This is a genomic window from Micromonospora sp. NPDC049497, from assembly GCF_044465805.1.
Lineage (GTDB): Bacteria > Actinomycetota > Actinomycetes > Mycobacteriales > Micromonosporaceae > Micromonospora.
Window position 1 is genome coordinate 139,541 of the sequence record NZ_JBITMC010000010.1, and the last position, 24,138, is coordinate 163,678.

Annotated in this window: 18 protein-coding genes; 13 read left to right on the forward strand and 5 right to left on the reverse strand. The window is 72.9% G+C overall.

Annotated elements, in window-relative coordinates; genetic code table 11:
- The first annotated feature begins 47 nt into the window (after positions 1-47).
- From gatC to ACIBR0_RS16295, 5 genes are all read left to right on the forward strand, one after another.
- Entirely contained in the window at positions 48-353 is a 306-nt protein-coding gene (gene gatC, locus ACIBR0_RS16275) for an Asp-tRNA(Asn)/Glu-tRNA(Gln) amidotransferase subunit GatC (RefSeq protein WP_088995614.1), read from the forward strand.
- Positions 350-1,828, forward strand: coding sequence for an Asp-tRNA(Asn)/Glu-tRNA(Gln) amidotransferase subunit GatA (gene gatA, locus ACIBR0_RS16280; RefSeq protein ID WP_396716301.1), 1,479 nt, complete (start codon positions 350-352; stop codon positions 1,826-1,828). The genes gatC and gatA overlap by 4 nt, the downstream gene beginning before the upstream one ends.
- A 13-nt stretch (positions 1,829-1,841) precedes the next feature.
- On the forward strand, positions 1,842-3,335 hold the full coding sequence (gene gatB / locus ACIBR0_RS16285) for an Asp-tRNA(Asn)/Glu-tRNA(Gln) amidotransferase subunit GatB (protein WP_396716303.1): 1,494 nt from the start codon (positions 1,842-1,844) through the stop codon (positions 3,333-3,335).
- Positions 3,336-3,450: 115 nt separating this feature from the next.
- On the forward strand, positions 3,451-5,808 hold the full coding sequence (locus tag ACIBR0_RS16290) for a transketolase-like TK C-terminal-containing protein (protein WP_396716305.1): 2,358 nt from the start codon (positions 3,451-3,453) through the stop codon (positions 5,806-5,808).
- A gap of 59 nt (positions 5,809-5,867) precedes the next feature.
- Positions 5,868-6,386, forward strand: a complete 519-nt coding sequence (locus ACIBR0_RS16295; protein WP_396716307.1) for a hypothetical protein — start codon at positions 5,868-5,870, stop codon at positions 6,384-6,386.
- A gap of 50 nt (positions 6,387-6,436) precedes the next feature.
- On the opposite strand, the gene ACIBR0_RS16300 is transcribed toward ACIBR0_RS16295, so the two are convergent.
- Genes ACIBR0_RS16300 through ACIBR0_RS16310 form a run of 3 tightly spaced genes read right to left on the reverse strand, consistent with a single transcriptional unit; the run spans position 6,437 to position 11,059 of the window.
- Entirely contained in the window at positions 6,437-7,942 is a 1,506-nt protein-coding gene (locus ACIBR0_RS16300) for a metallophosphoesterase (protein WP_396716309.1), read from the reverse strand.
- 54 nt (positions 7,943-7,996) lie between these two features.
- On the reverse strand, positions 7,997-9,172 hold the full coding sequence (locus ACIBR0_RS16305) for a PQQ-dependent sugar dehydrogenase (protein ID WP_396716311.1): 1,176 nt from the start codon (positions 9,170-9,172) through the stop codon (positions 7,997-7,999).
- A gap of 45 nt (positions 9,173-9,217) precedes the next feature.
- Positions 9,218-11,059, reverse strand: a complete 1,842-nt coding sequence (locus ACIBR0_RS16310; RefSeq protein ID WP_396716313.1) for a SpoIIE family protein phosphatase — start codon at positions 11,057-11,059, stop codon at positions 9,218-9,220.
- Positions 11,060-11,249: 190 nt separating this feature from the next.
- Here ACIBR0_RS16310 and ACIBR0_RS16315 point away from each other — a divergent pair, with 190 nt between their 5' ends.
- Entirely contained in the window at positions 11,250-12,176 is a 927-nt protein-coding gene (locus tag ACIBR0_RS16315) for a 2-hydroxyacid dehydrogenase (RefSeq protein WP_396716315.1), read from the forward strand.
- A 38-nt stretch (positions 12,177-12,214) separates the two neighbouring features.
- Here ACIBR0_RS16315 and ACIBR0_RS16320 read toward each other — a convergent pair whose 3' ends face one another.
- On the reverse strand, positions 12,215-12,592 hold the full coding sequence (locus ACIBR0_RS16320) for a PH domain-containing protein (protein WP_396716317.1): 378 nt from the start codon (positions 12,590-12,592) through the stop codon (positions 12,215-12,217).
- 203 nt (positions 12,593-12,795) lie between these two features.
- On the opposite strand from ACIBR0_RS16320, the gene ACIBR0_RS16325 reads away from it, so the two are divergent.
- Positions 12,796-14,865 carry an EAL domain-containing protein gene (locus tag ACIBR0_RS16325; RefSeq protein WP_396716319.1) on the forward strand — a complete coding sequence of 690 codons (2,070 nt, stop codon included), beginning with the start codon at positions 12,796-12,798 and terminating at the stop codon, positions 14,863-14,865.
- Positions 14,866-14,880: 15 nt separating this feature from the next.
- Here the strand turns inward: ACIBR0_RS16325 and ACIBR0_RS16330 are convergent, their stop codons facing one another.
- On the reverse strand, positions 14,881-15,900 hold the full coding sequence (locus ACIBR0_RS16330) for a LacI family DNA-binding transcriptional regulator (RefSeq protein WP_396716321.1): 1,020 nt from the start codon (positions 15,898-15,900) through the stop codon (positions 14,881-14,883).
- Between the two features lie 377 nt (positions 15,901-16,277).
- On the opposite strand from ACIBR0_RS16330, the gene ACIBR0_RS16335 reads away from it, so the two are divergent.
- From ACIBR0_RS16335 to ACIBR0_RS16360, 6 genes are all read left to right on the forward strand, one after another.
- Positions 16,278-17,564, forward strand: coding sequence for an extracellular solute-binding protein (locus ACIBR0_RS16335; protein WP_396716323.1), 1,287 nt, complete (start codon positions 16,278-16,280; stop codon positions 17,562-17,564).
- Positions 17,565-17,637: 73 nt separating this feature from the next.
- Entirely contained in the window at positions 17,638-18,654 is a 1,017-nt protein-coding gene (locus ACIBR0_RS16340) for a carbohydrate ABC transporter permease (RefSeq protein ID WP_396716325.1), read from the forward strand.
- Between the two features lie 29 nt (positions 18,655-18,683).
- Positions 18,684-19,538, forward strand: coding sequence for a carbohydrate ABC transporter permease (locus ACIBR0_RS16345; RefSeq protein WP_396716427.1), 855 nt, complete (start codon positions 18,684-18,686; stop codon positions 19,536-19,538).
- On the forward strand, positions 19,535-21,967 hold the full coding sequence (locus ACIBR0_RS16350; protein ID WP_396716327.1) for a glycoside hydrolase family 2 protein: 2,433 nt from the start codon (positions 19,535-19,537) through the stop codon (positions 21,965-21,967). Before ACIBR0_RS16345 ends, ACIBR0_RS16350 begins: the two co-directional genes overlap by 4 nt.
- A 123-nt stretch (positions 21,968-22,090) precedes the next feature.
- Complete coding sequence (locus tag ACIBR0_RS16355) at positions 22,091-22,423, forward strand: ArsR/SmtB family transcription factor (protein WP_396716329.1); 333 nt, start codon at positions 22,091-22,093, stop codon at positions 22,421-22,423.
- Positions 22,420-24,102, forward strand: coding sequence for a SulP family inorganic anion transporter (locus tag ACIBR0_RS16360; protein WP_396716331.1), 1,683 nt, complete (start codon positions 22,420-22,422; stop codon positions 24,100-24,102). The genes ACIBR0_RS16355 and ACIBR0_RS16360 overlap by 4 nt, the downstream gene beginning before the upstream one ends.
- Positions 24,103-24,138: the final 36 nt, after the last annotated feature.

Sequence of the window (24,138 nt, forward strand, 5' to 3'; positions counted from 1 at the left end):
CGCGGTCGGCGTACAGACGCAGCAGGACAGCCACGAAGGGGGCACCGATGGCCGCCATCTCCCGCGAGGAGGTCGCGCACCTGGCGCGACTGTCGCGGCTCGCCGTGACGGAGGAGGAGCTGGACACCTTCGCCGGCCAGCTGGACGTGATCCTCCAGGCGGTCGCCCAGGTGGGTGAGGTCGCCGCGGCGGACATCCCGCCGACCTCCCACTCGGTGCCGCTGACCAACGTGCTCCGCGAGGACGTCGTGACGCCGTGCCTGACCCCCGAGGAGGCCCTGTCGGGTGCGCCCGACGCCGAGGAGCAGCGGTTCCGCGTCCCGCGGATCCTGGACGAGGATGTGGCATCGTGAGCACCGACCTGACCAAGCTCAGCGCCGTCGAGATCGCGGGCCTGGTGGCGAAGGGTGAGACCAGCGCGGTCGAGGTCACCCAGGCCCACCTGGACCGCATCGCCGCGGTCGACGACCGGGTGCACGCCTTCCTGCACGTCGACACCGAGGGCGCGCTGGCCTCCGCCCGCGACGTGGACGCCCGCCGGGCCGCCGGCGAGGAGCTGGGCCCGCTGGCCGGCGTGCCGGTGGCGGTGAAGGACGTGCTGACCACCAAGGGCGTGCCGACCACCGTCGGGTCGAAGATCCTGGAGGGCTGGCGCCCGCCGTACGACTCGACGATCGTGCAGCGGCTGCGTGCGGCCGGCACGGTGATGCTCGGCAAGACCAACATGGACGAGTTCGCGATGGGCTCCTCCACGGAGTACTCCGCGTACGGCCCGACCCACAACCCCTGGGACCTGGAACGGATCCCGGGCGGTTCCGGCGGCGGCAGCGCGGCGGCTCTGGCCGCGTACGAGGCGCCGCTGGCGATCGGCTCGGACACCGGCGGCTCGATCCGGCAGCCGGGCGCCGTCACCGGCACCGTCGGCGCGAAGCCGACGTACGGCGGCACGTCCCGCTACGGCCTGGTGGCGTTCTCGTCCTCCCTGGACACCCCCGGCCCGTGCGCGCGTACGGTGCTGGACGCCGCCCTGCTGCACGAGGCGATCGGCGGGCACGACCCGCGGGACTCCACCTCCATCCCGGCCCCGGTGCCGGACGTGGTGGCCGCCGCGCGGCGTGGCGCGTCCGGTGACCTGACCGGCGTGAAGCTCGGCATCGTCACCGAGTTCGCCGGCGAGGGCGGCGACCCCGGCGTGATGGCCGCGTTCCGCGAGGCCGTCGACGCGCTGGCGAAGCTGGGTGCGGAGATCGTCGAGGTGTCGTGCCCGAACTTCACGTACGCCCTGCCGGCGTACTACCTGATCGCGCCCAGCGAGTGCTCCTCCAACCTGGCCCGGTTCGACGGCGTCCGGTTCGGCCTGCGGGTCGGCGACGACGGCAACCGGTCGCTGGAGGAGGTCATGTCGCTGACCCGCGAGGCCGGCTTCGGCGCCGAGGTCAAGCGCCGGATCATGATCGGCACGTACGCGCTGTCGTCCGGGTACTACGACGCCTACTACGGGCAGGCGCAGAAGGTCCGCACCCTGATCACGCGGGACTTCACCGCGGCGTTCGAGCAGGTCGACGCGCTGATCTCGCCGACCACGCCGTTCGTGGCGTTCCCGATCGGGGCGCGTACGTCCGACCCGTACCAGATGTACCTGGCCGACCTGTACACCATCCCGACGAACCTGTACGGCGGGCCCGGCATCTCGGTGCCGTGCGGGCTCTCCGACGGGCTGCCGGTCGGCCTCCAGGTGATGGCGCCGACGATGGCCGACGACCGGATGTACCGGGTCGCCGCCGGGCTGGAGAGCGCCGTCGGCACGTTCACCCCACCGGCACTGTGAGGCAGGAGCTCAAATGACGACGACACTGCCCGCGTACGACGAGGTCGTCGCGCGCTACGAACCGGTGATCGGCCTGGAGACCCACGTCGAGCTGGGCACGAACACCAAGATGTTCTGCGGCTGCCCGACCGACTTCGGCGGCGAGCCCAACACCCGGGTGTGCCCGGTCTGCCTCGGCCTGCCCGGCTCGCTGCCGGTGGCCAACAAGGCGGCCATCGAGGCGACGATCCGGATCGGCCTCGCGCTGAACTGCTCCATCGCGGAGTGGTGCCGGTTCGCCCGGAAGAACTACTTCTACCCGGACATGCCGAAGAACTTCCAGATCAGCCAGTACGACGAGCCGCTCTGCGTCGACGGCTACCTGGACGTCGAGGTGAACGGCGAGCTGGTCCGCATCGGCATCGAGCGGGTGCACCTGGAGGAGGACACCGGCAAGACGCTGCACGTGGGCGGCGCCACCGGTCGGATCCACGGCGCGACCGAGTCGCTGGTCGACTACAACCGGGCCGGCATCCCCCTGGTCGAGATCGTCACCAAGCCGGTCCCCGGCACCGGGGCGCTCGCACCCGAGGTCGCCAAGGCGTACGTCACCGAGCTGCGGGACGTGATCCGCTCGCTGGGCGTCTCCGACGTACGGATGGAGGAGGGGTCGCTGCGCTGCGACGTGAACACCTCCCTCAACCTGCCCGGCGAGGAGTGGGGCACCCGCACCGAGACCAAGAACGTCAACTCGCTGCGTTCGGTGGAGCGGGCCGTCCGTTCGGAGATCCTGCGTCAGGCGTCGGTGCTCGACGCGGGCGGCCGGATCACCCAGGAGACCCGGCACTTCCAGGAGGACACCGGGGACACCCGGCCCGGCCGCTCCAAGGAGACCGCGACCGACTACCGGTACTTCCCGGAGCCGGACCTGGTGCCCCTCGCGCCGGACGCCACCTGGGTCGCCGAGCTGAAGGCCGCCCTGCCGGAGCTTCCCCGGCTGCACCGGCGCCGCCTCCAGGAGCAGTGGGGCCTGTCCGAGGCGGACATGCAGTCCGTGCTCAACGCCGGTGCGGTCGAGCTGATCGAGGCCACCGTCGCCGCCGGCGCCACCCCGGCCGCCGCCCGCAAGTGGTGGCTCGGCGAGCTGTCCCGCCGGGCCAACGAGACCGGCGTGGAGCTGGCCGACATCGGGGCCAGCCCGAAGCAGGTCGCCGAGCTCCAGAGCCTGGTCGACGCGGGCAAGCTCAACGACAAGCTGGCCCGGACGGTGCTGGAGGGCGTGGTGGCCGGTGAGGGCTCGCCGACCGAGATCATGACCAACCGGGGCCTGGAGGTGGTCTCCGACACGGGCGCGCTGACCGCCGCCGTCGACGAGGCGATCGCCGCGAACCCTGGCATCGCCGACAAGATCCGCAGCGGTAAGGTCGCCGCGGCCGGCGCGCTGGTCGGCGCGGTCATGAAGACCACCCGTGGCCAGGCCGACGCGAAGACCGTCCGCGAGCTGATCCTGGAGCGCCTCGGCGTCTGATGTGCAAGGAAGGGCCCCTTCTTAACGCCTGGTGCATGGGAAGGGGCCCTTCCTAACGCCCCACCCCCCGCACCCCTCGCGAGGGCGTCAACGGCGACGCCCGGATGGAGTCACCGTGAACCACAACGACCTCGACGTCCTCGACGAGATCCAGCGGCGTGTGCTCTGGCTCGCCAGCCGGATCGTGGATGCCGCCAACCACGACCGGGACACCGGGGACGGGGTGAAGGTCGGCGGCCACCAGGCGTCCAGCGCCTCGCTGGTGACCGCGATGACCGCGCTGTGGTTCGCGCACCTCGACGCCGAGGACCGGGTCGCGGTGAAGCCGCACGCGTCGCCGGTGTTCCACGCGATCCAGTACCTGCTCGGCAACCTGGACCGGTCGTACCTGACGAAGCTGCGCGCCCGAGGTGGCCTCCAGTCGTACCCGTCGCGTACCAAGGACCCGGACGAGGTGGACTTCTCCACCGGCTCGGTCGGGCTCGGCGCCGCGGCGCCGCTGTTCGCGGCGGTCACCCGCCGCTACGTCGACGCGCACTTCGGCGCGCGTCCGCACTCCCGGTTCGTCGCGCTGATCGGCGACGCGGAGCTGGACGAGGGCAACATCTGGGAGGCGGTCGCCGACCCGGCCACCACCGGGCTGGGCAACGTGATGTGGCTGGTGGACTTCAACCGCCAGTCCCTCGACCGGGTGGTGCCCGGCATCCGGATCAACCAGTGGCGCGGCCAGTTCGAGGCCGCCGGCTGGCACGTGGTCGAGGTCAAGTACGGCCGCAAGCTCGCCGAGGCGTACGCCCGGCCGGGCGGCGAGGCGCTGCGCGACTGGATCGACGCGATGCCGAACGAGCAGTACCAGTCGCTGTTCGGGCTCGCCGGCCCGGCCCTGCGCAAGCAGTTCCTCGACGGCGCGCCGGCCGGGATCGCGGAGTTCATCGCGGACATCGGAGACGACGAGCTGGGCCCGCTCGTCACCGACCTGGGCGGGCACGACCTGGCGGCCATGCTCGACGCGTACGCCCAGTGCGACGCGGTCACCGACCGGCCCAGCGTCGTCTTCGCGTACACCGTCAAGGGGTGGGGTCTGCCCATCGCCGGCAATCCGCGCAACCACTCGGCGCTGCTGTCCACCGAGCAGATCGACGCCCTGCGGACGGCCCAGGGGCTCACCGCCGAGACCGAGTGGGACCGTCTCGACCCGGCGTCGGAGGCCGGCGTCCGGGCCGGCGCACGCCGGGAGGCGTTGTCCCGCACGCCGCGCGAGCGTGCGCTGGGGGTCACGGTCCCGGAGACCACGAAAGTACGCGCGAACAAGCCCGTCTCCACCCAGGAGGTGTTCGGTCGGGTGCTCGTGGACCTGGCCCGGGATCCGCAGGTGGCGCCCTACCTGGTGACCACCGCGCCGGACGTGGCCACCTCCACCAACCTCGCCGGGTTCATCAACAAGACCGGGGTGTTCGCCCCCACCGAGCAGCGCTCCTGGTCGGAGGACCGGATGCTGCGCTGGACGGAGAGCCCCGCCGGGCAGCACATCGAGCTGGGCATCTCCGAGATGAACCTGTTCCTGCTGCTCGGTCAGCTCGGCCTGTCCTGGGACCTGTCGGGGCAGCCGCTGCTGCCGGTCGGCACGGTCTACGACCCGTTCGTGCTGCGGGGGCTGGACGCGTTCCTCTACGGCACCTACTCCGGCTCCCGGTTCGTGGTGGCCGGCACGCCGTCCGGCGTCACCCTCGCCCCGGAGGGCGGCGCCCACCAGTCGACGATCACCGCCTCGGTCGGTCTGGAGCTGCCCGGTGTGACGTTCGTCGAGCCCGCGTACGCCGGCAGCCTGGACTGGTTGCTGTGTGACGCCCTCGGCCAGATCGCCGGCGGTTCCGCTCCGGCGGCGACGGCGGCGCCGGCCGAGGACGGGGCGTACTACTTCCGGCTCAGCACCCGCCCGGTCGACCAGGCGCCCTTCGAGGCGGCCCGGGCCCGGATCGGTGACGCCGTGCTGCGCCGGCAGGTGGTCGCCGGGGCGTACCGGCTGGTGGACGCGCACCAGGCGTATCCGCACCTGGCCGACGCCCCGGTCGTGCAGCTCGCCGCCTCCGGCGCGGTGCTGCCCGAGGTGCTCGCCGCGGCGGCGGAGCTCGCCGAGGAGGGCGTCGCCGCGCACGTGGTGGACGTGACCAGCCTGGACCGGCTCTACCGGGCCTGGCAGCGCACGCTGCGCCAGGGCGTACGCACGGCGACGGTGCCCAGCGTGCCGGGCGCCCTGCGGGCCGCCTTCGCGGACCGGGTGCCGGTGGTGACGGTGCACGACGCGGCCTCACACGCGATGGCGTGGCTCGGGTCGGCCGTGGGTGCGCCGGCGGTGCCGCTGGGGGTGGACGAGTTCGGCCAGTCCGGCAGCGTCCGGGAGCTGTACGAGCTGCACGACCTGATGCCCGGCAGCATCGTCAACGCCGCCCTGGCCGCCCTCGCCCTCCGCTGACCCCCACCCCGTCACCCTCTCGATCATGGTGCTGTGCCGCGGATGGCACCATGTGCCGCATGGACTGGATGCCGTTGCTCAGCACGGGGGCGGGTGCCCTCATCGCGCTCTCCGGCAGCTTCCTGGTCGACCTGCGGCGAGGCCGGGACACCCGGGACCGGGACCGGGATCTCGAACGGTGGCGCACCTGCATCGACTTCGCCCTCGCCCTGGGCGCGGCGCACAGCATGCTGCGGGGGACGGCCGCCGGTGACCGCGCCGCGACGACCCGGGCGATGAGCGAGTCCGGGGCGTACCAGGAACGTGAGCGGTTGCTGATGTCCGGCACACCGGAGCTCGTGGTGGTGGGTGAGGACGCCTTCCACCGGCTGGTCGACATGCAGCGGTTGATCCGCGCCGGTGAGGACGTCCGCAGTCCCGCGGGACACGAGGCGTACCACCGGTTCGCGGAGGCGCTGTGGAGGTTCCGGATGGCGGTACGCGGGCACTTCGGTCACCGGGCGATCGACCCGGGCACCCTGGACCGCAAGGACTGGTCCGAGCGGAACGAGTGCGTGTACTGCGGTGCCACCGGCTAGCGGCACACGCCACCGCGACGGTGATCGCCGGCCGGGGTGGCGGGAGCGCGTCAGCGGGTGGGGGTCGGGGTGACCGGGGCGGGCGCGCCCGCCTTCGGGTTCTCCACCACGCGCCGTACCAGGTTCACCTGGGCCTGGCCGGTGCCCCCGACGGTGATGTCGTCGTACGCCTGGAGCAGCTTGTCCTTGTCGAAGTAGAGCACGCTCATCGACAGCGGGGTCGGCTCCTCGCCCTCGAGGCCGCGCAGTCCGGCGCCCCCGGTCGAGCCCTGCACCATCAGCAGGGTGGGCGACCGTCCGGGCACTTTGGGCAGCTTCGAGACCTCCCGCTTGTGGGTGTGCCCGGCGAGCACCAGCGGGACGTTGCCGGCCAGGGGGCCGGCCGACGCGGGGTCGTGCACCAGGGCGATGCTCACCGGGGTCGGCGAGCTGCGTACGGTCGCGGTCAACTGCTCCCCGACACCGATGAGCTGGTCGGCCGTCTCCTTGGTGAGGCCGCTGCCCGCCGGTGAGGTGCTCTTGTCGGGCGTGAAGCGAGGGTCGCCGATGCCGGCGATGGTCAGCCCGGCGACCGACGTGGTGGAGTTGTTCAGCACGATCGCGTTCGGCTGCCGTGCGACGGCCGCGGCCGTCCGGCCGGAGTCGTGGTTGCCCCGGATGTAGACGTACGGCTTCCGGAGCAGGCCGATCGAGCCGACGTAGGACGCCTCCGGCTCGCTGCCCCAGTCGGTGATGTCGCCCGTGTCGATGACGACGTCGATGTTGAACTGCTCCACGATCGTGCGGATCAACTGCCAGCCGGTCGGGTTGAGGTGCATGTCGGAGACGTGCAGGACCCGCGTGGTGTCCGGGTCCGGCTCGTAGACGGGCAGCGAGGACACTGTGGTGTAGAGCTGGCTGACGTTGCCCACGATGCGCTGGAGCTGCTCGGCGTAGCGCGTGTAGTCGTTGGCGATCCGGCGGGCGTCACCGACGATCGCGGGCGCGTTGACCAGCAGCCCCTCGTAGCGGGGCTCCTCGATCGACTGCGGCCGGAGGCTGGCCGCGGCGACGCCGAGGCTGCCGGCCGTGACCACCAGGGCGAGGCTGCCCGCCCAGGCCGCGCGGCGGGTGTCCCGGAAGACCAGCAGGGCCAGCAGCAGGGTGACCAGCACGGCCGAGGCGACGGTACGCAGCCCGAGCCGCATGACGCCCCCGCGGACGTCGTCGACGGCGGACTGGCTGGCCCGGCTGATGCTCGCCGGGTCGTCCAGCAGCGCCTCCGTGCGGCTCTGGTCCAGCGCGCCCAGCTCCACGGTCAGGTGGGTGGGCCCGTCGTGGCTGTCGAGCAGCAGTGCGCCGAGCGGCGGGACGTCGACGGTGGTGCCGCCGGAGATCGCCGGCACCACCGTCAGGTCCGCCTGGAACGGCCCGATGTCCGTGCTGACCCGACCACCGGCCAGTACCCCGATCACCACGCCGGCCAGCGCGACCACGAGGACCGCCAGGGTCACCCCGGTGGCGCGCAGCGCCCGCCGCCGGCCGGTACCGCGCTGCTCGTTGTCCTGCCCATTCATGTGAAACCGACCTGCCCGGTAGAGGATCTTGGCAAACCTGACTGAGGGGTGTCGTCAGCTCCGTCCGGCGCCGCCGCCGGAGAAGACCAGGCGCAACAGCCGGTCGTCCTCCGGAGCCGGATCACCCCGCCCGTCGTGGTTGGAGGTGCTCACCCACAGCGACCCGTCCGGCGCGGCGGCGACCGCGCGGAGCCGGCCGAAGCGACCGGTCAGCAGTTCCCGGGGCTGCCCCAGTACCGTGCCGGTGGCCGTCAACTCGACCAGCCACAGCCGCTTGCCCCGCAGACAGGCCGTGACCAGCAGCCGGTCCGCCGCGGCGAGGCCCGAGCAGGACGCGTCCGAGGTCGGCCACTGGGTGACCGGGTTGATGAAGCGAGCGTCGTCGGAGCGGCCCTCGACCTGCGGCCAGCCGTAGTTCTTTCCCTTGGTGACCTGGTTGATCTCGTCCCAGGTGTTCTGGCCGAACTCCACCGCGTACATGCGCTTGCCGGCGTCCCAGGCCATGCCCTGCACGTTGCGGTGCCCGAGCGACCAGACGGGGGAGTTGCGGAACGGGTTGCCCGGCGCCGGCTTCCCGGCCGGGGTGATCCGCAGGATCTTGCCGCCGAGGCGCTTGACGTCCTGCGACGCGGCCCGGTCTCCCGCGTCGCCCGTGCTGGCGTAGAGCTGGCCGTCCGGGCCGAAGGCCAGGCCGCCGCCGTTGTGGATGCCCGCCTTGGGGATGCCGGTCAGGATCGGGGTGGGCGGCTCGCCGAGGCGGAGCTTGGCGATGCGGTTGTCGCGCTCGGCGGTGTAGTACACGAAGACCGTCCGGTCCCGCTGGTAGGCGGGGGACACGGCGATGCCCAGCAGGCCGCCCTCACCGGCCGCCGCCACGTCTCCGATGGTCTGCACCGGGCGTACGGTCAGCCCGTCCGGCCCCGACCCGGGGCCGACCTGGAGGATGCGGCCGCTGTCCCGCTCGGTGACCAGCGCCGCGCCGTCGGGCAGGAAGGCGATTCCCCACGGCACCCGCAGGCCCTTGGCCAGCACGGTCGTGACGACCTCCGGACCGGTGCCGTCGGCGCTGGCGCTGGCCGAAGGGGTGGGGAAGGTCGGCGGTTCACCGGCCGGGTCCGGGGCCGGCTCGCCGAAACTGCACCCGGCGGTGGCCAGCAGCAACGTCGCGCAGGAGGCCGCGAGGGCCGACCGGAGACGGCGGACACGGAGGTACGGGGGACGGGCGCTCACCCGGCTCAGGGTAGTCCGCCGCGGCCGGTGTCCGGGCCTCTGCGCTCAGCGCGCCCGAACGGCGAGCAGGGCGATGTCGTCCTCCCGGCGGTGGGCCGCGCCGAGGAGGGTGTCGCAGAGCTCGTCCAGCGGCAGCTTCTCCGTGCCGGCGAGCCGCTCGACGAGTTCCGTCATGCCCTCGTCGATGGTGCGGTCCCGCCGCTCGACCAGACCGTCGGTGAACAGCAGCAGGGTGTCGCCCGCGGCGAGGGTGGCCCGCTGGGTGGTGCGGCACACCGGACGGGCCAGGCCGAGCAGCGGCTCCGGGCGGGCGCTGACGACCTCGACGTCGCCGCCGGCCCGGACCACCAGTGGTGGCGGGTGCCCGGCGTTGCACCAGCTCACCTCCTGGCCGCCGGCCCCGTCGGCGCGCAGCCGGACCAGGGTGGCGGTGGCGGCGGCCGGGATCCGCAGCCCGCGGATCACGTCGTCCAGGTGCGTCATCAGCTCGCCCACCGCGTCCGGCCGGCCGTACGCGTTGCCCCGTACCAGGTTGCGCAGCTGCCCCATGATCGCGGCGGCCTCGATGTCGTGACCGGCGACGTCGCCGATCGCGGCGATCAGGTCGCCGTTCGGCTGGCGGAAGGCGTCGTACCAGTCGCCGCCGACCTCGACCCGGTCGGCCACCGGCTGGTAGCGGGCGGCCAGCTCCAGCCCCTCGGCGGTGGGCAGCGTGGGCAGCATGCTGTGCTGGAGCACGTGGGCCACGTGCCGCTGTTCGCCGTACATCCAGCTGTTGCCGATCGCCTGGCCGGCCCGGCGGCCGACGTCGAGGGCGGTGATCAGGTCGCCGTCGTCGAAGGGGCGACGCCCGTCGCCGTTGACCAGCGTGATCGCACCCAGCACCCGGCCGCGGCCGGCGTCGGTGATCGGCACGGTGAGGTGCGACGTGAAGCCCAGTCGTGCGGCGAGCTCCGGCATCTCCGGCCCGATCGTGCCGCGGGTGACGTCGGTGAGGCTGCCGGCGCTGACCAGCACCGGCCGACCGGTGCGCAGGACCTCCCGCGTGATCGACGCGGTGCCGAGGCGGGTGCGCATCAGCTCGGCGAAGCGGGTGACGTCCGCCGTGTGGGCGGGATCCCGGTGGGCGGCCGCCACGTCCCTCGGCTGGCCGTCCCGTCCGACGACGCTCACCAGGGACCAGTCGGCCAGCAGCGGCACCATCGTCGCGCCCAGGTGGCGCAGGGCGACCTGCACGTCCATCGTTCCGGCCAGCGTCTCGGTCAGCCCGGCCAGCAGCTCCAGCCGCTCGTGCGACTCCTCGGCCCGCCGACGGGCCTGCTCGGCGCCCTGCAGGGCGATGCGTAGGCGCAGCTCCGACGAGCAGGCGGCGGCCAGGTCGGAGAGGGTCCGCAACTGGTCACGGGTCCACGCGCGGGGCTTGCTGTCGATCGCGCAGAGCGAGCCGAGCACCCGGCCGTCGAGGTCGGTCAGGGGCATGCCGGCGTACGCGACGACGCCGAGGTCGGGTATGGCGAGGTTGGTCCGGACCCGGGGATGAAGCCGGGCGTCCGGGATCACCATGGGGGCGGCGATGTCGATCACGTGCTGGCAGAAGGAGTGGCTGAGCGGGGTCTCCCGCCGCTCCGCCCAGGGCTGCGGCAGGCCGACCTCGCCGGGGAAGAACTGCCGTTCGCTGTCGACCAGGGAGACCAGGGCGACCGGGACGTCGAGCAGATCGCCGACCAGTCGGGCGAACCGGTCGAAGGCCTCGTCCGGCGTGGAGTCCAGCCGGGTCTCGGCGAGCGCTCGCAACCGGTCCGCGTCCCGCAGCGCCGCCCCCGGACGCGGAAGGTCGCCGTCCGCGCCGGCACGCCGGGCGATGTCGTCGCGGGAGCCGTCGGTCATCGAGCACCTGTCTGCGGGTGGGGGGAGGCCGACCGGCGCTCCGATCCTTCGTTATACCCGCCCGGGACCGTGAATGACCTGTCGGGCGGTGAGTCACCCTGATCACGCCCTGGTCCGACCCTCCCCGGTCGGGTGTCCCGGTACGCCCCGGCCGGGCGGCCACGCGCCCCGGGGCCTATCGTCGGCGGGCGTGAAGGTATGGATCCCCCACCCGACCGGCCCGGACCTGCTCGGTGACCTGCCCCCGGGCGTCACCGTGGAGGTGGTCGAGGACCCGGCACGGCTCCCCTCGGCCCCGGCCGGCGTCCGGTTCTGGGTGCCGCCGTTCCTGGCCGGCGCGGACGCCACCGCCCTGGTGCACGAGCTGCCCGACCTGGAGGTGGTGCAACTCCTCTCCGCCGGCGCGGACGCCTGGGCCGGCCGCGTCCCGGACGGGGTCACCCTCTGCGACGCGCGCGGTGTGCACGACCCGTCGACGGCGGAGTGGGTGGTGACCGCGATCCTCGCCCAGCTGCGCGGCTTCCCCACGCTGGTCCGCGCGCAGGCCCGGCGCGAGTGGGCGTACGACGAGGTGGCGCCCACCGACGAGGTCGAGGGCAAGCGGGTGCTCATCGTCGGCGCGGGGTCGATCGGTACGGCGGTGCGGTCCCGGCTGGCGCCGTTCGGGGTGAGTTTCACGCTGGTCGCCCGGACGCCCCGACCCGAGCAGGGCGTGCACGGCGTGGGGGAGCTGCCCGCCCTGCTGCCCGAGGCGGACGTCGTGGTGCTGCTGGTGCCGCTGACCGGGCAGACCCGGGGCCTGGTGGACGCGGGTTTCCTCGCCGCGATGCGGGACGGCGCGTTGCTGGTCAACGCCGCGCGGGGGCCGGTCGCCGAGACCGACGCGCTGGTGACCGAGTTGCGGACCGGTCGGATCTCGGCGGCGCTGGACGTCACCGATCCCGAGCCGCTGCCGTCCGACCATCCGTTGTGGACGATGCCGAACGTGCTGCTCACCCCGCACGTCGCCGGCTCGGTGCGTGGTCTGCTGCCCCGGGCGTACCGGTTGGTGGGCGAGCAGGTCCGGCGGTTCGCCGCGGGGGAGCCGCTGACCAATGCGGTGGTGGACGGCTACTGAGCGGTCGCGCCCCGGTGGCGTGCGGGGGCGGTGGCGGGTCAGTCGGTCCGGCCGGGCAGGGACTGGCCGGTGGACGACACCAGCCGGGGGAGGTCGGCGCCGCGGACGGCCGGAAGCAGCACCTGCTGCCCGTCGTCGAGGAGGGCGACCGCCCGGCCGCGCGGATCGGTGGCCAGCTCGACGACGTGGTCCCAGCCGATCCGGCGCTGCCCGGCGAGCGCCCGGATGCGCAGCTCACGCGCGTCTGCGTCGGTGCCGGCCCGCCAGGCCCACACGCCGACGGCGAGCGGGACGAGGAGCACGGGCGCCAGGTACCACCGGGCGTTCGCCAGCGGCAGGGCGCCGATGAAGGCGATGACCGCCGCGACGAGGATCGCCTGGTTGTGCCGGAAGCGGACGACATCGGAGCTGCTCACCCCACAATGATCCCACTCGCGCCGGCCCGCACGGTCGCCGGGCGGCCGACGTGAGGACCGCGAGTGCCAAGTGACGTGGGTCACTGTCGACTGGCCGTCACTGTGCGACCGGCCCCTCGTTGACGAGGGTTGGGCGACGGACGACAGTTCGCCGCCCTCGCGCCGCCGCACCGCCCCCGTGCCCCCTCACGAAGGCGACCGCCGTGCCCCTCGCGTACCCGCGCCACGTTCCGATCCGCCGTCCCGCCACGCCGGAGACCGTCGTGGCCGCGGCGGTGTGCCTGCTCGCCGCCGTGGTCGTGACCGGCCTGACGGCCGCCGCGCTGCCCCTGGCCGGACCGGCCCGGAACGACACGACCGCCGTGGCCGGCCTGGCCGGTGCGGCCGTCCTCTTCACCGCCGGGCTGCTTCCGCTGTCGCGGGGCGTCCGTCCGCCGGCCCGCGTCCGGTTGCGGCGGATCGCCGACGCGGCCGGCCCCGGCATCGGCCTGGTGCTCGCTGCCTGGCTGCTCCTGCCCGCCGGCGGCCTGGCACCGTCGGCCCGGCTCGCGTCCGCCGTGGCGCTGGGCGGGCTCGCCGTCGCCGCGCTCACCGCGCTCACCGGCCCGGAGCGGGGCGGTGGCGCGGCACACTGCCGGGGCGGGGCCGCGCTCGCCCTGTTCGGGCTGGTGCTGCTGGCGACGTCGACCATCGGGGCGATGCCGGGCCGGCTGCCGCTGGTGGCCGTACCGCCGCTGGTCGGTGGGATGCTCCTGACGGCGGCGGGGGCGCGGCGGGCGATCGGGGCCGACGTCGCCCCGGACCGCCGGCCCACGCTCGTCCTTCCCCGCGTGCTGCTCCCGGCGGTCACGGTGGTGGCGGCGACGGGGTGGCAGCTCGCCTCCGACGCGCCCGTCGAGCGCGCCACCCTGGTCATCGCGCTGGCGGGGGTGCCGCTGCTCGTGCTCCGCGAACTGCTCCCGGTGCACGACCGGCGCGCGGCGCGCGGACGGGACGTCCCCGACGCGGCGGGCAGTGACGGGTCACGTCCGGCCGGCGTCCCGGCCGACCGGTCGGAGCTGCTGCGGGTCCTCGCCGACCTGCGGGACGCGGCACCGCCCGCCGGCGCCCTGCTCGTCGTCGACCTGCACGGTGGGGAGGCCCACGACCACCGGTTCCGGGAGGACGTGCTCGCCGAGGCGTGCCGGCGCGGGCGGGCCGTCATCGGCCCCGGGGACCTGGTCGCGGACCTGACCGGCACCGCGCTGGCCGTGGTCACCCGGTCCGGGCCGGTGCGGGCGTACGCGCTGGGCACCCGGCTGGTCGAGGTGCTCACCCAGCCCTACCAGGTGGCCGGGGTGGTGCTCCGACTCCAGGTGAGCATCGGGCTGGCCGAGGTCGCCGGGGTCGCGCCGGAGGACGTGCTGCGCCAGGCCGACCTGGCCCGGCGGCGCGCGGTGCAGCTCGGTCGGGACCGCGTCGAGTGGTACGACGCGTACCTGGAGGAGCAGCTCGTCCGGCGGCTGGACCTGGAACGGGAGCTGCCCGGTGCGGTCGCCCGGGGTGAGCTGGACCTGGTCTACCAGCCGGTGGTCGGCCTGGCCGACCGGCGGCCGGTGGGGACCGAGGCCCTGCTGCGCTGGCGCAGTCCGGTGCTCGGCACGGTCCTGCCCGGCGAGCTGCTGCCGGTGGCCGAGGACCTGGACATCGTCGGTGAACTGGGCTGCTGGGTGCTGGACCGGGCCTGCCGCCAGCTGGCCGCCTGGTCCGGCGGGGGCCGGGAGGATTTCTGGATGGCGATCAACGTGACCGTCCGGGAACTGGCCGCGCCCGACTTCGTGCCCCGGACGGCGGCGGTGCTGGACGCGTACGGGGTGGTCCCCGAGCGGCTGGTGGTCGAGGTGTCCGAGCCGCGGGTCGCCGCCGACCTGCCGACCGTGGTGGCTCGGCTGGCCGGGCTGCGATCACTGGGCATCCGCACCGCGCTGGACGACTTCCGGGCCGAGCACGCCTCGCTCAGCCAGCTGCGCCGGCTGCCGATCGACCTGCTCAAGGTGGGTCCGCAGGTCGTCGAGCCGGGTGCCGACCCGCAGCGCCCGCTCATCGACGTCGTGGTGAACGTGGGTGACCGGCTGGGCGTGGAGATCGTGGCCGAGGAGCTGGAGTGGCCCGCGCAGGTGGACGGGGCCCACCGGGCCGGCTGCCGGTACGGGCAGGGTTTCGCCCTGGCTCGCCCGGCCACCGCCGAACGGGTCGAGGCGTACTTCGAGGAGTTCCCGACCGCGTCCCGCTGACATCTCTGAACCGGTTCACCTGACTCGGGGCGGTGCGGTGCTGCCGCGCGGGGTGAGATGCGCGGTCTCGTCCTGGAGAACGCCCACCTCCGCGCCGCCGATCACCGACAGGAGCTGCCGGGCGGCGTGTGCGCCGTACGCGGGGATGTCCCGGCTCAGCGCCGTCAACGACGGATGCACCAGCTGGCAGAGCGGGGAGTCGTCCCAGGCCACGATGGACAGGTCGCCCGGGACGGAGAGCCCCATCTCCTGGGCGACCGACAGGCCGGCTATGGCCATCACGTCGTTGTCGTAGATCACGGCGGTCGGCCGGTCCGGAGCGCTGAGCAGCCGACGAGTGGCGCGCGCGCCCTCCTCGCCGGTGTAGTCCGACGGCACGGTCACCGCGTCGGGCAGGTCGAGCCGGCGGCACACGCGGGCGAAGGCCTCGGTGCGGATCTCCGTGTGCAGCAGGCCGGGGAGCCCGCCGACCCGGGCGACGCGACGGTGGCCGAGCGCTGCCAGGTATTCCACCGTCTCGACCAGCGCCGCCGCGTCGTCGGACCAGACGCTGGCCAGCCGGCCGGTGCCGCCGGGGCCACCGATCACGACGGCCGGCAGGCCCAGCTCCTCCAGCACCGGCACCCGCCGGTCGTCGGCGCGCAGGTCGCACACGAGGACGCCGTCCACCCGACGCTCACCCCACCACCGCCGGTAGACCGCGACCTCCGCGTCCGGGTCGGCGACGACCTGGAGGGTCAGCGCGTACGAGCGGGCGGACAGCTCCGCCTCCACGCCGCTGATCAGCTCCATGAAGAACGGCTCGATGCCGAGTGTGCGGGCGGGCCGGCACAGGGCCAGGCCGATCGCGTCGGCGGTGGACCCGGAGAGGGCGCGGGCGGCGCTGCTCGGGTTGAAGCCGATCTCCGCGGCGATGGCGAGGATCCGTTGCCGGGTCGCCTCGGAGACTCCGGGCTGGCCGTTCAGTGCGTAGGACACGGCGCCCTTGGATACCCCGGCACGTCGGGCGACGTCGGCGATGGTCGGCCGCTTCACCGGCGCACTCCTTGTCTCCGCCCGTGACGGGCGGTCACACCTGTGCCGGCCTCCCGGCGCAGGTGGTCACGCTACGGGTGGCGGCAGTCGTGGGTCGACCCCGTTCGGCGAGAGCGCCGAGGGGATCGCAACTTGCTCGGTTAAGCCTACGGTCCCGGGCGTGGTGAGGGAACCGCCCGGGTTGGTCGAGGCTGCGTGAAAGAGCGCTCCACCACGCATGGCCACGCTCCCAACAGCCCGTCGACGCTCTGCCGAGGTGGTGCCGTTAACCGGTCGTTGACACACCCGAAGCCGAGTCGTACGGTGGCGTAACTTATCCGGTTCAGTCAACGTCTCTCGATGTCGGGAGCGTTCCCAAGTGTTGCCCGGAGGATGACATGAAACGGTCCTGGAAAACCTGGGCCCGCGCCGTCGCGGCGGGCTCGGTCGGCTTGGCCCTGCTCGCCGCTTGCAGCGGCAACAGCGGCGGTGGCTCCGGCAGCGGCGACGGCCAGGTCACTCTGAAGATCAACTTCTGGGGCGACTTCGGCCTGGACGAGCTGAAGAGCCGCTACGAGGCCGACAACCCGAACGTCAAGATCAGCCTGAACACCGGCGAGTACAACGCCCAGCACGAGGACCTCCAGAAGAAGCTGATCGCCGGCTCCGGCGCGCCCGACATCGCCGCCATCGACGAGGGCTTCGTGGTCCAGTTCCGCGGCCAGGCCGACAAGTTCGTCAACCTGCTCGACAAGGGCGCCGGCCAGTACGAGAGCAAGTACCTGCCCTGGAAGTGGAAGCAGACCCTGACGCCCGACGGCAAGGCCCAGATCGGGCTCGGCACCGACGTCGGCGGCCTGGCCATGTGCTACCGCACCGACCTCTTCAAGGCCGCCGGCCTGCCCACCGACCGGGACCAGGTCTCCGCGCTCTGGCCCACCTGGGACCAGTTCATCGCCGTCGGCCAGCAGTACAAGGCCAAGAGCGGGAAGAAGTTCATCGACTCCGCGACCAACATCTTCAACCCGGTCCTCGGACAGCAGCCGGTCGGCTTCTTCGACGAGAGCGAGACGCTGAAGATGGACGGCGGCCCGAAGGCCGCCTTCGACGTGGCCGCCAAGATGATCGGCGCCGACCTGTCGGCCAACCTCACCGCCTTCTCGCCGGAGTGGAACAGCGGCTTCGTCAAGGGCAACTTCGCCGTCCTCGCCTGCCCGGCGTGGATGCAGGGGCACATCAAGAACACCGCCCCCACCACCCAGGGCAAGTGGGACGTCGCGGCGATCCCCGGCGGCGGCGGCAACTGGGGTGGCTCGTTCCTGACCATCCCCAGGCAGGGCAAGAACGTCGACGAGGCGTACAAGTTCCTGGAGTGGCTGGTCCAGCCCGAGCAGCAGATCGAGATCTTCAAGAAGGTCGGCAACCTGCCGTCGCAGCCGGCGCTCTACCAGGACCCGGCGATCAAGGACTTCACCAACCCGTTCTTCAGCAACGCCCCGGTCGGTCAGATCTTCTCCAAGACCGCCGAGAACCTGACCCCGCAGTACCTCGGCAGGAAGAACGGGCCGACGCGGGTCGCCGTGGAGAACGTGATCAACCGTCTGGCCAACGGAAACCTGAAGGGCAAGCCCGACCAGGCGTGGACCGAGGCGATCAAGGAAGCCGAGAAGGCCGCCAAGTCCTGACGTACGCCCGGGGTGGGGCCGTCCGCCGACGGCCCCACCCGCCCCGCGGACCGCTCGTCCCCCGGAGGTTCCGATGTCCACCACCCGCGCCGCCCCCGTGGCGTCCCGGCCCGGCCGTCCCGCGGACGCGACGGCCCCCGTCCGCCGTCCCCCGGACCGGGCGGGCACCTGGCGCAGCCGCCTCTACCGCTTCGACGTGCGGTACGTGCCCTACCTGCTGATCGCACCGTTCTTCCTGCTCTTCGCGGTCTTCGGGCTCTTCCCGATCGTGTTCAACGGCGTGGTCGCGTTGCGCAACTGGCGGCTCGACGACCCGACCCTGACCGGCTGGGCGGGCTTCGCGAACTTCGAGCGGCTGCTCGACGACGGCGACTTCTGGAACGCGCTGGGCAACACGTTCGGCATCTTCGTGCTCTCCACGGTGCCGCAACTGCTCCTGGCGCTGATCGTGGCGTCCCTGCTGAACCGGAAGCTGCGCGCGCAGACCTGGTTCCGGGTCGGGGTGCTGCTGCCGTACATCACGCCGGTCACCGCGTCGACGCTGATCTTCACGGTGGTCTTCGCCCGGGACACCGGCGTCGCCAACTGGGTGCTGTCCCTGCTGGGCGTCGGCGAGACCGCGCCGATCGACTGGCGGTCGACGAAGTGGGCGTCCTGGATCGCGATCGCCACGATGGTCAACTGGAAGTGGATCGGCTACAACGCACTGCTCTACCTGGCCGCGATGCAGTCCATCCCGCGTGACGTGTACGAGGCCGCCGCCGTCGACGGCGCCGGTCCGTGGCGTCAGCTGTGGCGCATCACCGTGCCGATGATCCGGCCGGTGGTCATCTTCACCGTGGTGCTCTCCACCATCGGCGGGCTCCAGTTGTTCACCGAGCCGATGCTCTTCGACGCCAACCCGGCGCTGGCCCAAGGCGGCGACGACGGGCAGTGGCAGACCATCGCCCAGCTCATCTACAAGGTCGGGTGGCGGGACCTGAACCTCGGCTACGCCGCCGCGATGTCCTGGGCGCTCTTCCTCGTCATCCTGATCGTCGCGGCGGTGAACGCGCTGATCACGAACCGGCTCGGAGGTGGGAAACGGTGAGTGACGTCGGCACCCGGCGGGCGGCCCTGATGGGCCGGGCCCCGCAGAACACACCCGGCAGCTTCTGGAACTACCTCTTCCTCGCCGTGGTGATCGCCCTCTCAGCGTTCCCGCTCTACTGGATGTTCGTCATCGCCACGAACACCGACGAGGCACTGGCGAAGATCCCGCCGCAGGTGATCCCGGGTGGGGAACTCGCGACGAACCTGCGCGAGGTCTTCTCGATGCAGGACGTCTTCTTCCTCCAGTCGCTGGTCAACAGCGTGATCGTCTCGTCCGTGGTGACCGCTTCGGTGCTGTTCTTCTGCTCGCTGGCCGGCTTCGCGTTCGCCAAGCTGCGGTTCAAGGGACGCAACGCACTGATGGTCATGGTCATCCTCACCATGACGGTGCCGAACCAGCTCGGCGTGGTCGCCCTCTACATCCTCATGGGCAAGATGCCCGGCGAGGGCGGCTGGAACGGCACCCTGCTCGCGGTCATCGTGCCCGGCCTGGTGAGCGCGTTCGGCGTGTTCTACATGCGCCAGTTCATCCTCGACGCCGTGCCCGACGAGCTGATCGAGGCCGCCCGGGTCGACGGCGCCAGCACCATGCGCATCTTCTGGAGCGTGGTGGTGCCGGCGGTCCGGCCGGCGATGGCGGTACTCGGCCTGCTCACCTTCGTCGCCACCTGGAACGAGTTCCAGTGGCCGTTGATCACCCTGGGTGGCACCGACTACCCGACCTCGATGGTCGCGCTGTCCGACCTGGCCAGCGGCAACTACGTGCTCTACCGGCGGGTGCTGGCCGGCGCTCTGGTCGCCACCCTGCCCCTGCTGATCATGCTGTTCATCGGTGGGCGCCAGATCGTCCGCGGAATCATGGAAGGTGCGGTGAAGTCGTGACCCCGTTGCACCAGGGCTGGACCCTGCGGGCCGTACCCGGACCGCAGGTGCCGGCCGGGATCGCCGACCGGGCGGTGCCGGCCACCGTGCCCGGTTGCGTCCACACCGACCTGCTGGCCGCCGGGCTGATCGGAGACCCGTACCTGGACGCCAACGAGACCGGCCTCGGCTGGATCGGGCGCACCGACTGGGTCTACGAGACCACCTTCGACCGTCCGGACGGCGCGCACGACCGTGTCGACCTCGTCTGCGACGGCCTCGACACGGTCGCCACGGTGACGCTCAACGGCGTCGAGATCGGGCGCACCGCGAACATGCACCGCGGCTACCGCTTCGACGTCGGCGCGCTGCTGCGGCCGGAGGACAACACCCTGGCCGTCCGGTTCGACTCCGCGTACCGCTACGCCGAGGCGCAGCGCGACCGGCTCGGCGACCGGCCCAACGCGTACCCGGAGCCGTTCCCCTTCATCCGCAAGATGGCCTGCAACTTCGGGTGGGACTGGGGACCCACCCTGGTCACGGCCGGCATCTGGCGGCCGATCGGGCTGCACGCCTGGTCCGCCGCCCGGCTGGCGACCGTCCGGCCGCTGGTCACCGTCGACGGGACCGACGGCCGGGTCGAGCTGCACGTCGAGATCGAGCGTGCCGCCGACGTGCCGGTGACCGTGCGGGCCGCCGTCGCCGGCGGCGCCGCCGAGGCCACGATCGCGGCGGGCGAGCGGACCGCCGTCCTGACCGTCGCCGTCCGCGACCCCGAGCGGTGGTGGCCGAGGGGGTACGGCGACCCCGTCCGGCACGACCTCGACGTGACCCTGTGCGGGCCGGACGGCGCGACGCTGGACACGTGGAGCCGGCGCGTCGGCTTCCGGTCGGTACGCCTCGACACCGCCGGAGACGAGCACGGCGCCGCGTTCACCCTGCACGTCAACGACGTGCCGGTCTTCGTGCGGGGCGTCAACTGGATCCCCGACGACGCCTTCGGAACCCGGATCACCCGGGAGCGGCTGGCGCACCGCTTCGACCAGGCGATCGGCGCCAACATCAACCTGCTACGGGTCTGGGGCGGGGGCCGGTACGAGTCGGAGGACTTCTACGACCTCGCCGACTCGCTCGGCCTCCTGGTGCAGCAGGACTTCCTCTTCGCCTGCGCCGCGTACCCGGAGGAGGAGCCGATCGCCTCCGAGGTGGCCGCCGAGGCCGCCGAGCAGGTGGTACGCCTCGCCCCGCACCCGTCGCTGGTGCTCTGGACGGGCAACAACGAGAACATCTGGGGCTGGCACGACTGGGACTGGCAGGAACCCCTGGCCGGGCGCACCTGGGGCCGGGGCTACTACCTCGACGTGCTGCCCCGGACCGTCGCCGAGCTGGACCCGACCCGCCCGTACTGGCCGGGCAGCCCCTGGTCCGGCAGCGAGGACGTCCACCCCAACGACCCGGCGTACGGGACCATGCACATCTGGGACGTGTGGAACACCGACGACTACACGAAGTACCGGGCGTACGTGCCCCGGTTCGTCGCCGAGTTCGGCTGGCAGGCGCCCCCGGCGTACGCGACGCTGCGGCGGGCCCTGTCGGACGACCCGCTCGCCCACGACTCGCCCGGAATGGCCCACCACCAGAAGGCCATCGACGGGGACCTCAAGCTCCAGCGGGGGCTGGACGCGCACCTGCCCCCACCGGCCGACTTCGACGACTGGCACTACCTCACCCAGCTCACCCAGGCCCGCGCGATCCAGGTCGGCATCGAGCACTTCCGGTCCCACCGGAGCGTCTGCTCGGGCACGATCTTCTGGCAGCTCAACGACTGCTGGCCGGTGACCTCGTGGTCCGCCGTCGACGGTGACGGCCGCCGGAAACCCCTGTGGTACGCGGTCCGACGCGCGTACGCCGACCGGCTGCTCACCGTCCAGCCCCGCGACGGCGGTCTGGCGGTGGTGGCGGTCAACGAGACCGGCTCACCGTGGCGGATCGACGCGACGGTCACCCGGGTGACCCTGGCCGGTGAGCCCCGGGCGAAGACCGGGGTTCAGCTGGACGTGCCGCCGTACTCGTCGGTGGCGCGGGTGCTGCCGGCGGAGCTGGCGCGGCCGGACGAGCCTCGCCGCGAGCTGCTGCTCGCCGAGACGGGGGAGGACGCCGCGCGGGCGCTGTGGTTCTTCGCCGAGGACCGCGACGTCACGTGGCCGGCGGCGGAGTACGACGCGACGGTCGAGCCGGCCGGGGACGGCCAGCGGGTGCGGGTCACCGCCCGCACGATCCTGCGCGACCTCATCCTGTACCCGGACCGCCTCGACCCGTCGGCGGAGGTCGACGAGGCGCTGGTGACGCTGCTCCCCGGCGAGTCGGCGACCTTCACCGTCCGCGCGAACGGGCCGTTGGACGCCACCGCGCTCACGTCCCGCCCGGTGCTCCGCTGCGTGAACGACTGAAAGGAGGGGCCCCTTCTTAACGCCTTCGGTAGAGGAAGGGGCCCCTGTTAACACTCCTCGATATCTGTCGACTTGAAGAGTTCTGCAAGTGTTAAAGTCGTCATGTCGTGGGGAGGGTTCTTCATGTTGGTGCCGCTGTATCAGGCGAAGGCGGAGCTGTTCCGCACCCTCGGGCACCCGGTCCGCATCCGGGTGCTCGAGCTGCTCCAGGACGGCCCGAAGCCCGTCCGCGACCTGCTCGCCGCCGTCGACGTCGAGCCGTCCAACCTCTCGCAGCAGCTCGCCGTGCTGCGGCGCGCCGGCCTGGTCGCCTCGTACCGGGACGGTTCCCTGGTCATGTACGCGCTCAGCACCCCCGACGTGGCCGACCTGCTCGCCGCCGGGCGGCGCATCCTCGGCGCGGTGCTCACCGACCGGGACGCCCTCCTCGAGGAGCTGCGCGGGGAGGACCGGTGACCGCTCTCGTGCGGGACCGGGTCCTCGGGCTGCTTCCCCGCCGGGCCGACTGGGTGGCCGTACGCCGCTCGCCCCGTCGGGACCTGCTCGCCGGCCTGACCGTGGCGGTGGTGGCGCTGCCGCTGGCACTGGCGTTCGGCGTCACCTCCGGCCTCGGCGCCGAGGCCGGGCTGATCACCGCCGTCGTCGCCGGCGCGGTGGCCGCCGTCTTCGGCGGCTCCAACCTCCAGGTGTCCGGCCCGACCGGAGCGATGACCGTGGTCCTGGTGCCCGTGGTGCAGCAGTTCGGGCCGACCGGCGTCCTGATGGTGGGCGCGATGGCCGGGGTGCTGCTGATCGCGCTCGCGCTCGCCCGCCTGGGCCGGTACGTCCGCTACCTGCCGACCCCGGTGATCGAGGGCTTCACCGCCGGAATCGCCGTGGTCATCGCCCTTCAGCAGGCGCCGGCAGCGCTCGGCGTCACCGACGCGCAGGGCGACAAGGTCTGGGCGGTGGCCGCCGACGCGGTCACCCGGTTCGTCGCCAACCCCCGACCGGCCGCCGTCGCCGTCGCGCTCGGGGTGGCAGCGCTGATGCTGCTCGGCGCCCGGTGGCGGCCCGGCCTGCCGTTCTCCCTGATCGGCGTCGGCGCCGCGACGCTCCTCGCCGAACTCGTCCCGGTCGACCTGGTCCGCGTCGGCGCGCTGCCCCAGGGGCTGCCGGTGCCCTCGCTGGACTTCCTCGACCTCGGCGCGGTCGGGGTGCTGCTGCCCAGCGCGCTCGCGGTGGCCGCGCTCGCCGCACTGGAGAGCCTGCTCTCGGCGACCGTGGCCGACGGGATGACGGTCGGCGAGCGGCACGACCCCGACCGGGAACTCTTCGGTCAAGGGCTGGCCAACCTCGCGGCCCCGCTCGTCGGCGGCATCCCGGCGACCGCCGCCATCGCCCGCACCGCTGTCAACGTACGGGCCGGGGCCGCGTCGAAGCTCGCCGCGCTCACCCACGCCGTCGCGCTGGCGGTGATCGTGCTCGCGGCGGCCCCGCTCGTCGGTCGCATCCCGCTCGCCGCACTGGCCGGCGTGCTGCTCGCCACCACCGTCCGGATGGTCGAGGCCGCATCCCTCCGGGCGCTGATGCGTGCCACCCGGGCCGACGCCGTGGTGCTGGTGCTGACCTTCGCCGTCACGGTCATCTGGGACCTGGTCACCGCGGTGGTGGTCGGGCTGGCCGTGGCGGTCGTCCTCGCGCTGCGGGCGGTCGCCCGCAGCGCGCGACTGGAACAGGTGCCCCTCGACCCGGGCGAGCACAGCGCCGAGGAGCACGCCCTGTTCGCCGAGCACATCGTCGCCTACCGGCTGGACGGGCCGCTCTTCTTCGCCGCCGCGCACACGTTCCTGCTGGAACTGGCCGAGGTGGCCGACGTCCGGGTGGTGATCCTGCGGATGTCCCGGGTGTCGACCATCGACGCGACCGGAGCGCAGGTCCTCGGCGACGCCATCGACCGGCTGCGGGCACGCGGCATCGTGGTGCTGATCTCCGGCATCACCCCGGGCCACGACCAGGTGCTCAGCGCCCTCGGTGTCGCCGCCCAACTGCGCCGCGAGGGGCTGGTCTTTCCGGACACGCCGGCCGCCATCGCGTACGCGCGGGAGGTCGCGCTCGGCGACACGCCGGCGCCGGTGCCGGACCGGGCGCGTTAAGAAGGGTCCCTTCCTCTACCGCAGGCGTTAAGAAGG

Coding starts and splice junctions, on each gene's coding strand:
- gatC (WP_088995614.1), top strand. CDS start 48: ATGGCCGCCATCTCCCGCGAGGAGGTCGCGCACCTGGCGCGACTGTCG.
- gatB (WP_396716303.1), top strand. CDS start 1,842: ATGACGACGACACTGCCCGCGTACGACGAGGTCGTCGCGCGCTACGAA.
- ACIBR0_RS16295 (WP_396716307.1), top strand. CDS start 5,868: ATGGACTGGATGCCGTTGCTCAGCACGGGGGCGGGTGCCCTCATCGCG.
- ACIBR0_RS16300 (WP_396716309.1), bottom strand. CDS start 7,942: ATGAATGGGCAGGACAACGAGCAGCGCGGTACCGGCCGGCGGCGGGCG.
- ACIBR0_RS16310 (WP_396716313.1), bottom strand. CDS start 11,059: ATGACCGACGGCTCCCGCGACGACATCGCCCGGCGTGCCGGCGCGGAC.
- ACIBR0_RS16335 (WP_396716323.1), top strand. CDS start 16,278: ATGAAACGGTCCTGGAAAACCTGGGCCCGCGCCGTCGCGGCGGGCTCG.
- ACIBR0_RS16340 (WP_396716325.1), top strand. CDS start 17,638: ATGTCCACCACCCGCGCCGCCCCCGTGGCGTCCCGGCCCGGCCGTCCC.
- ACIBR0_RS16345 (WP_396716427.1), top strand. CDS start 18,684: ATGGGCCGGGCCCCGCAGAACACACCCGGCAGCTTCTGGAACTACCTC.
- ACIBR0_RS16355 (WP_396716329.1), top strand. CDS start 22,091: ATGTTGGTGCCGCTGTATCAGGCGAAGGCGGAGCTGTTCCGCACCCTC.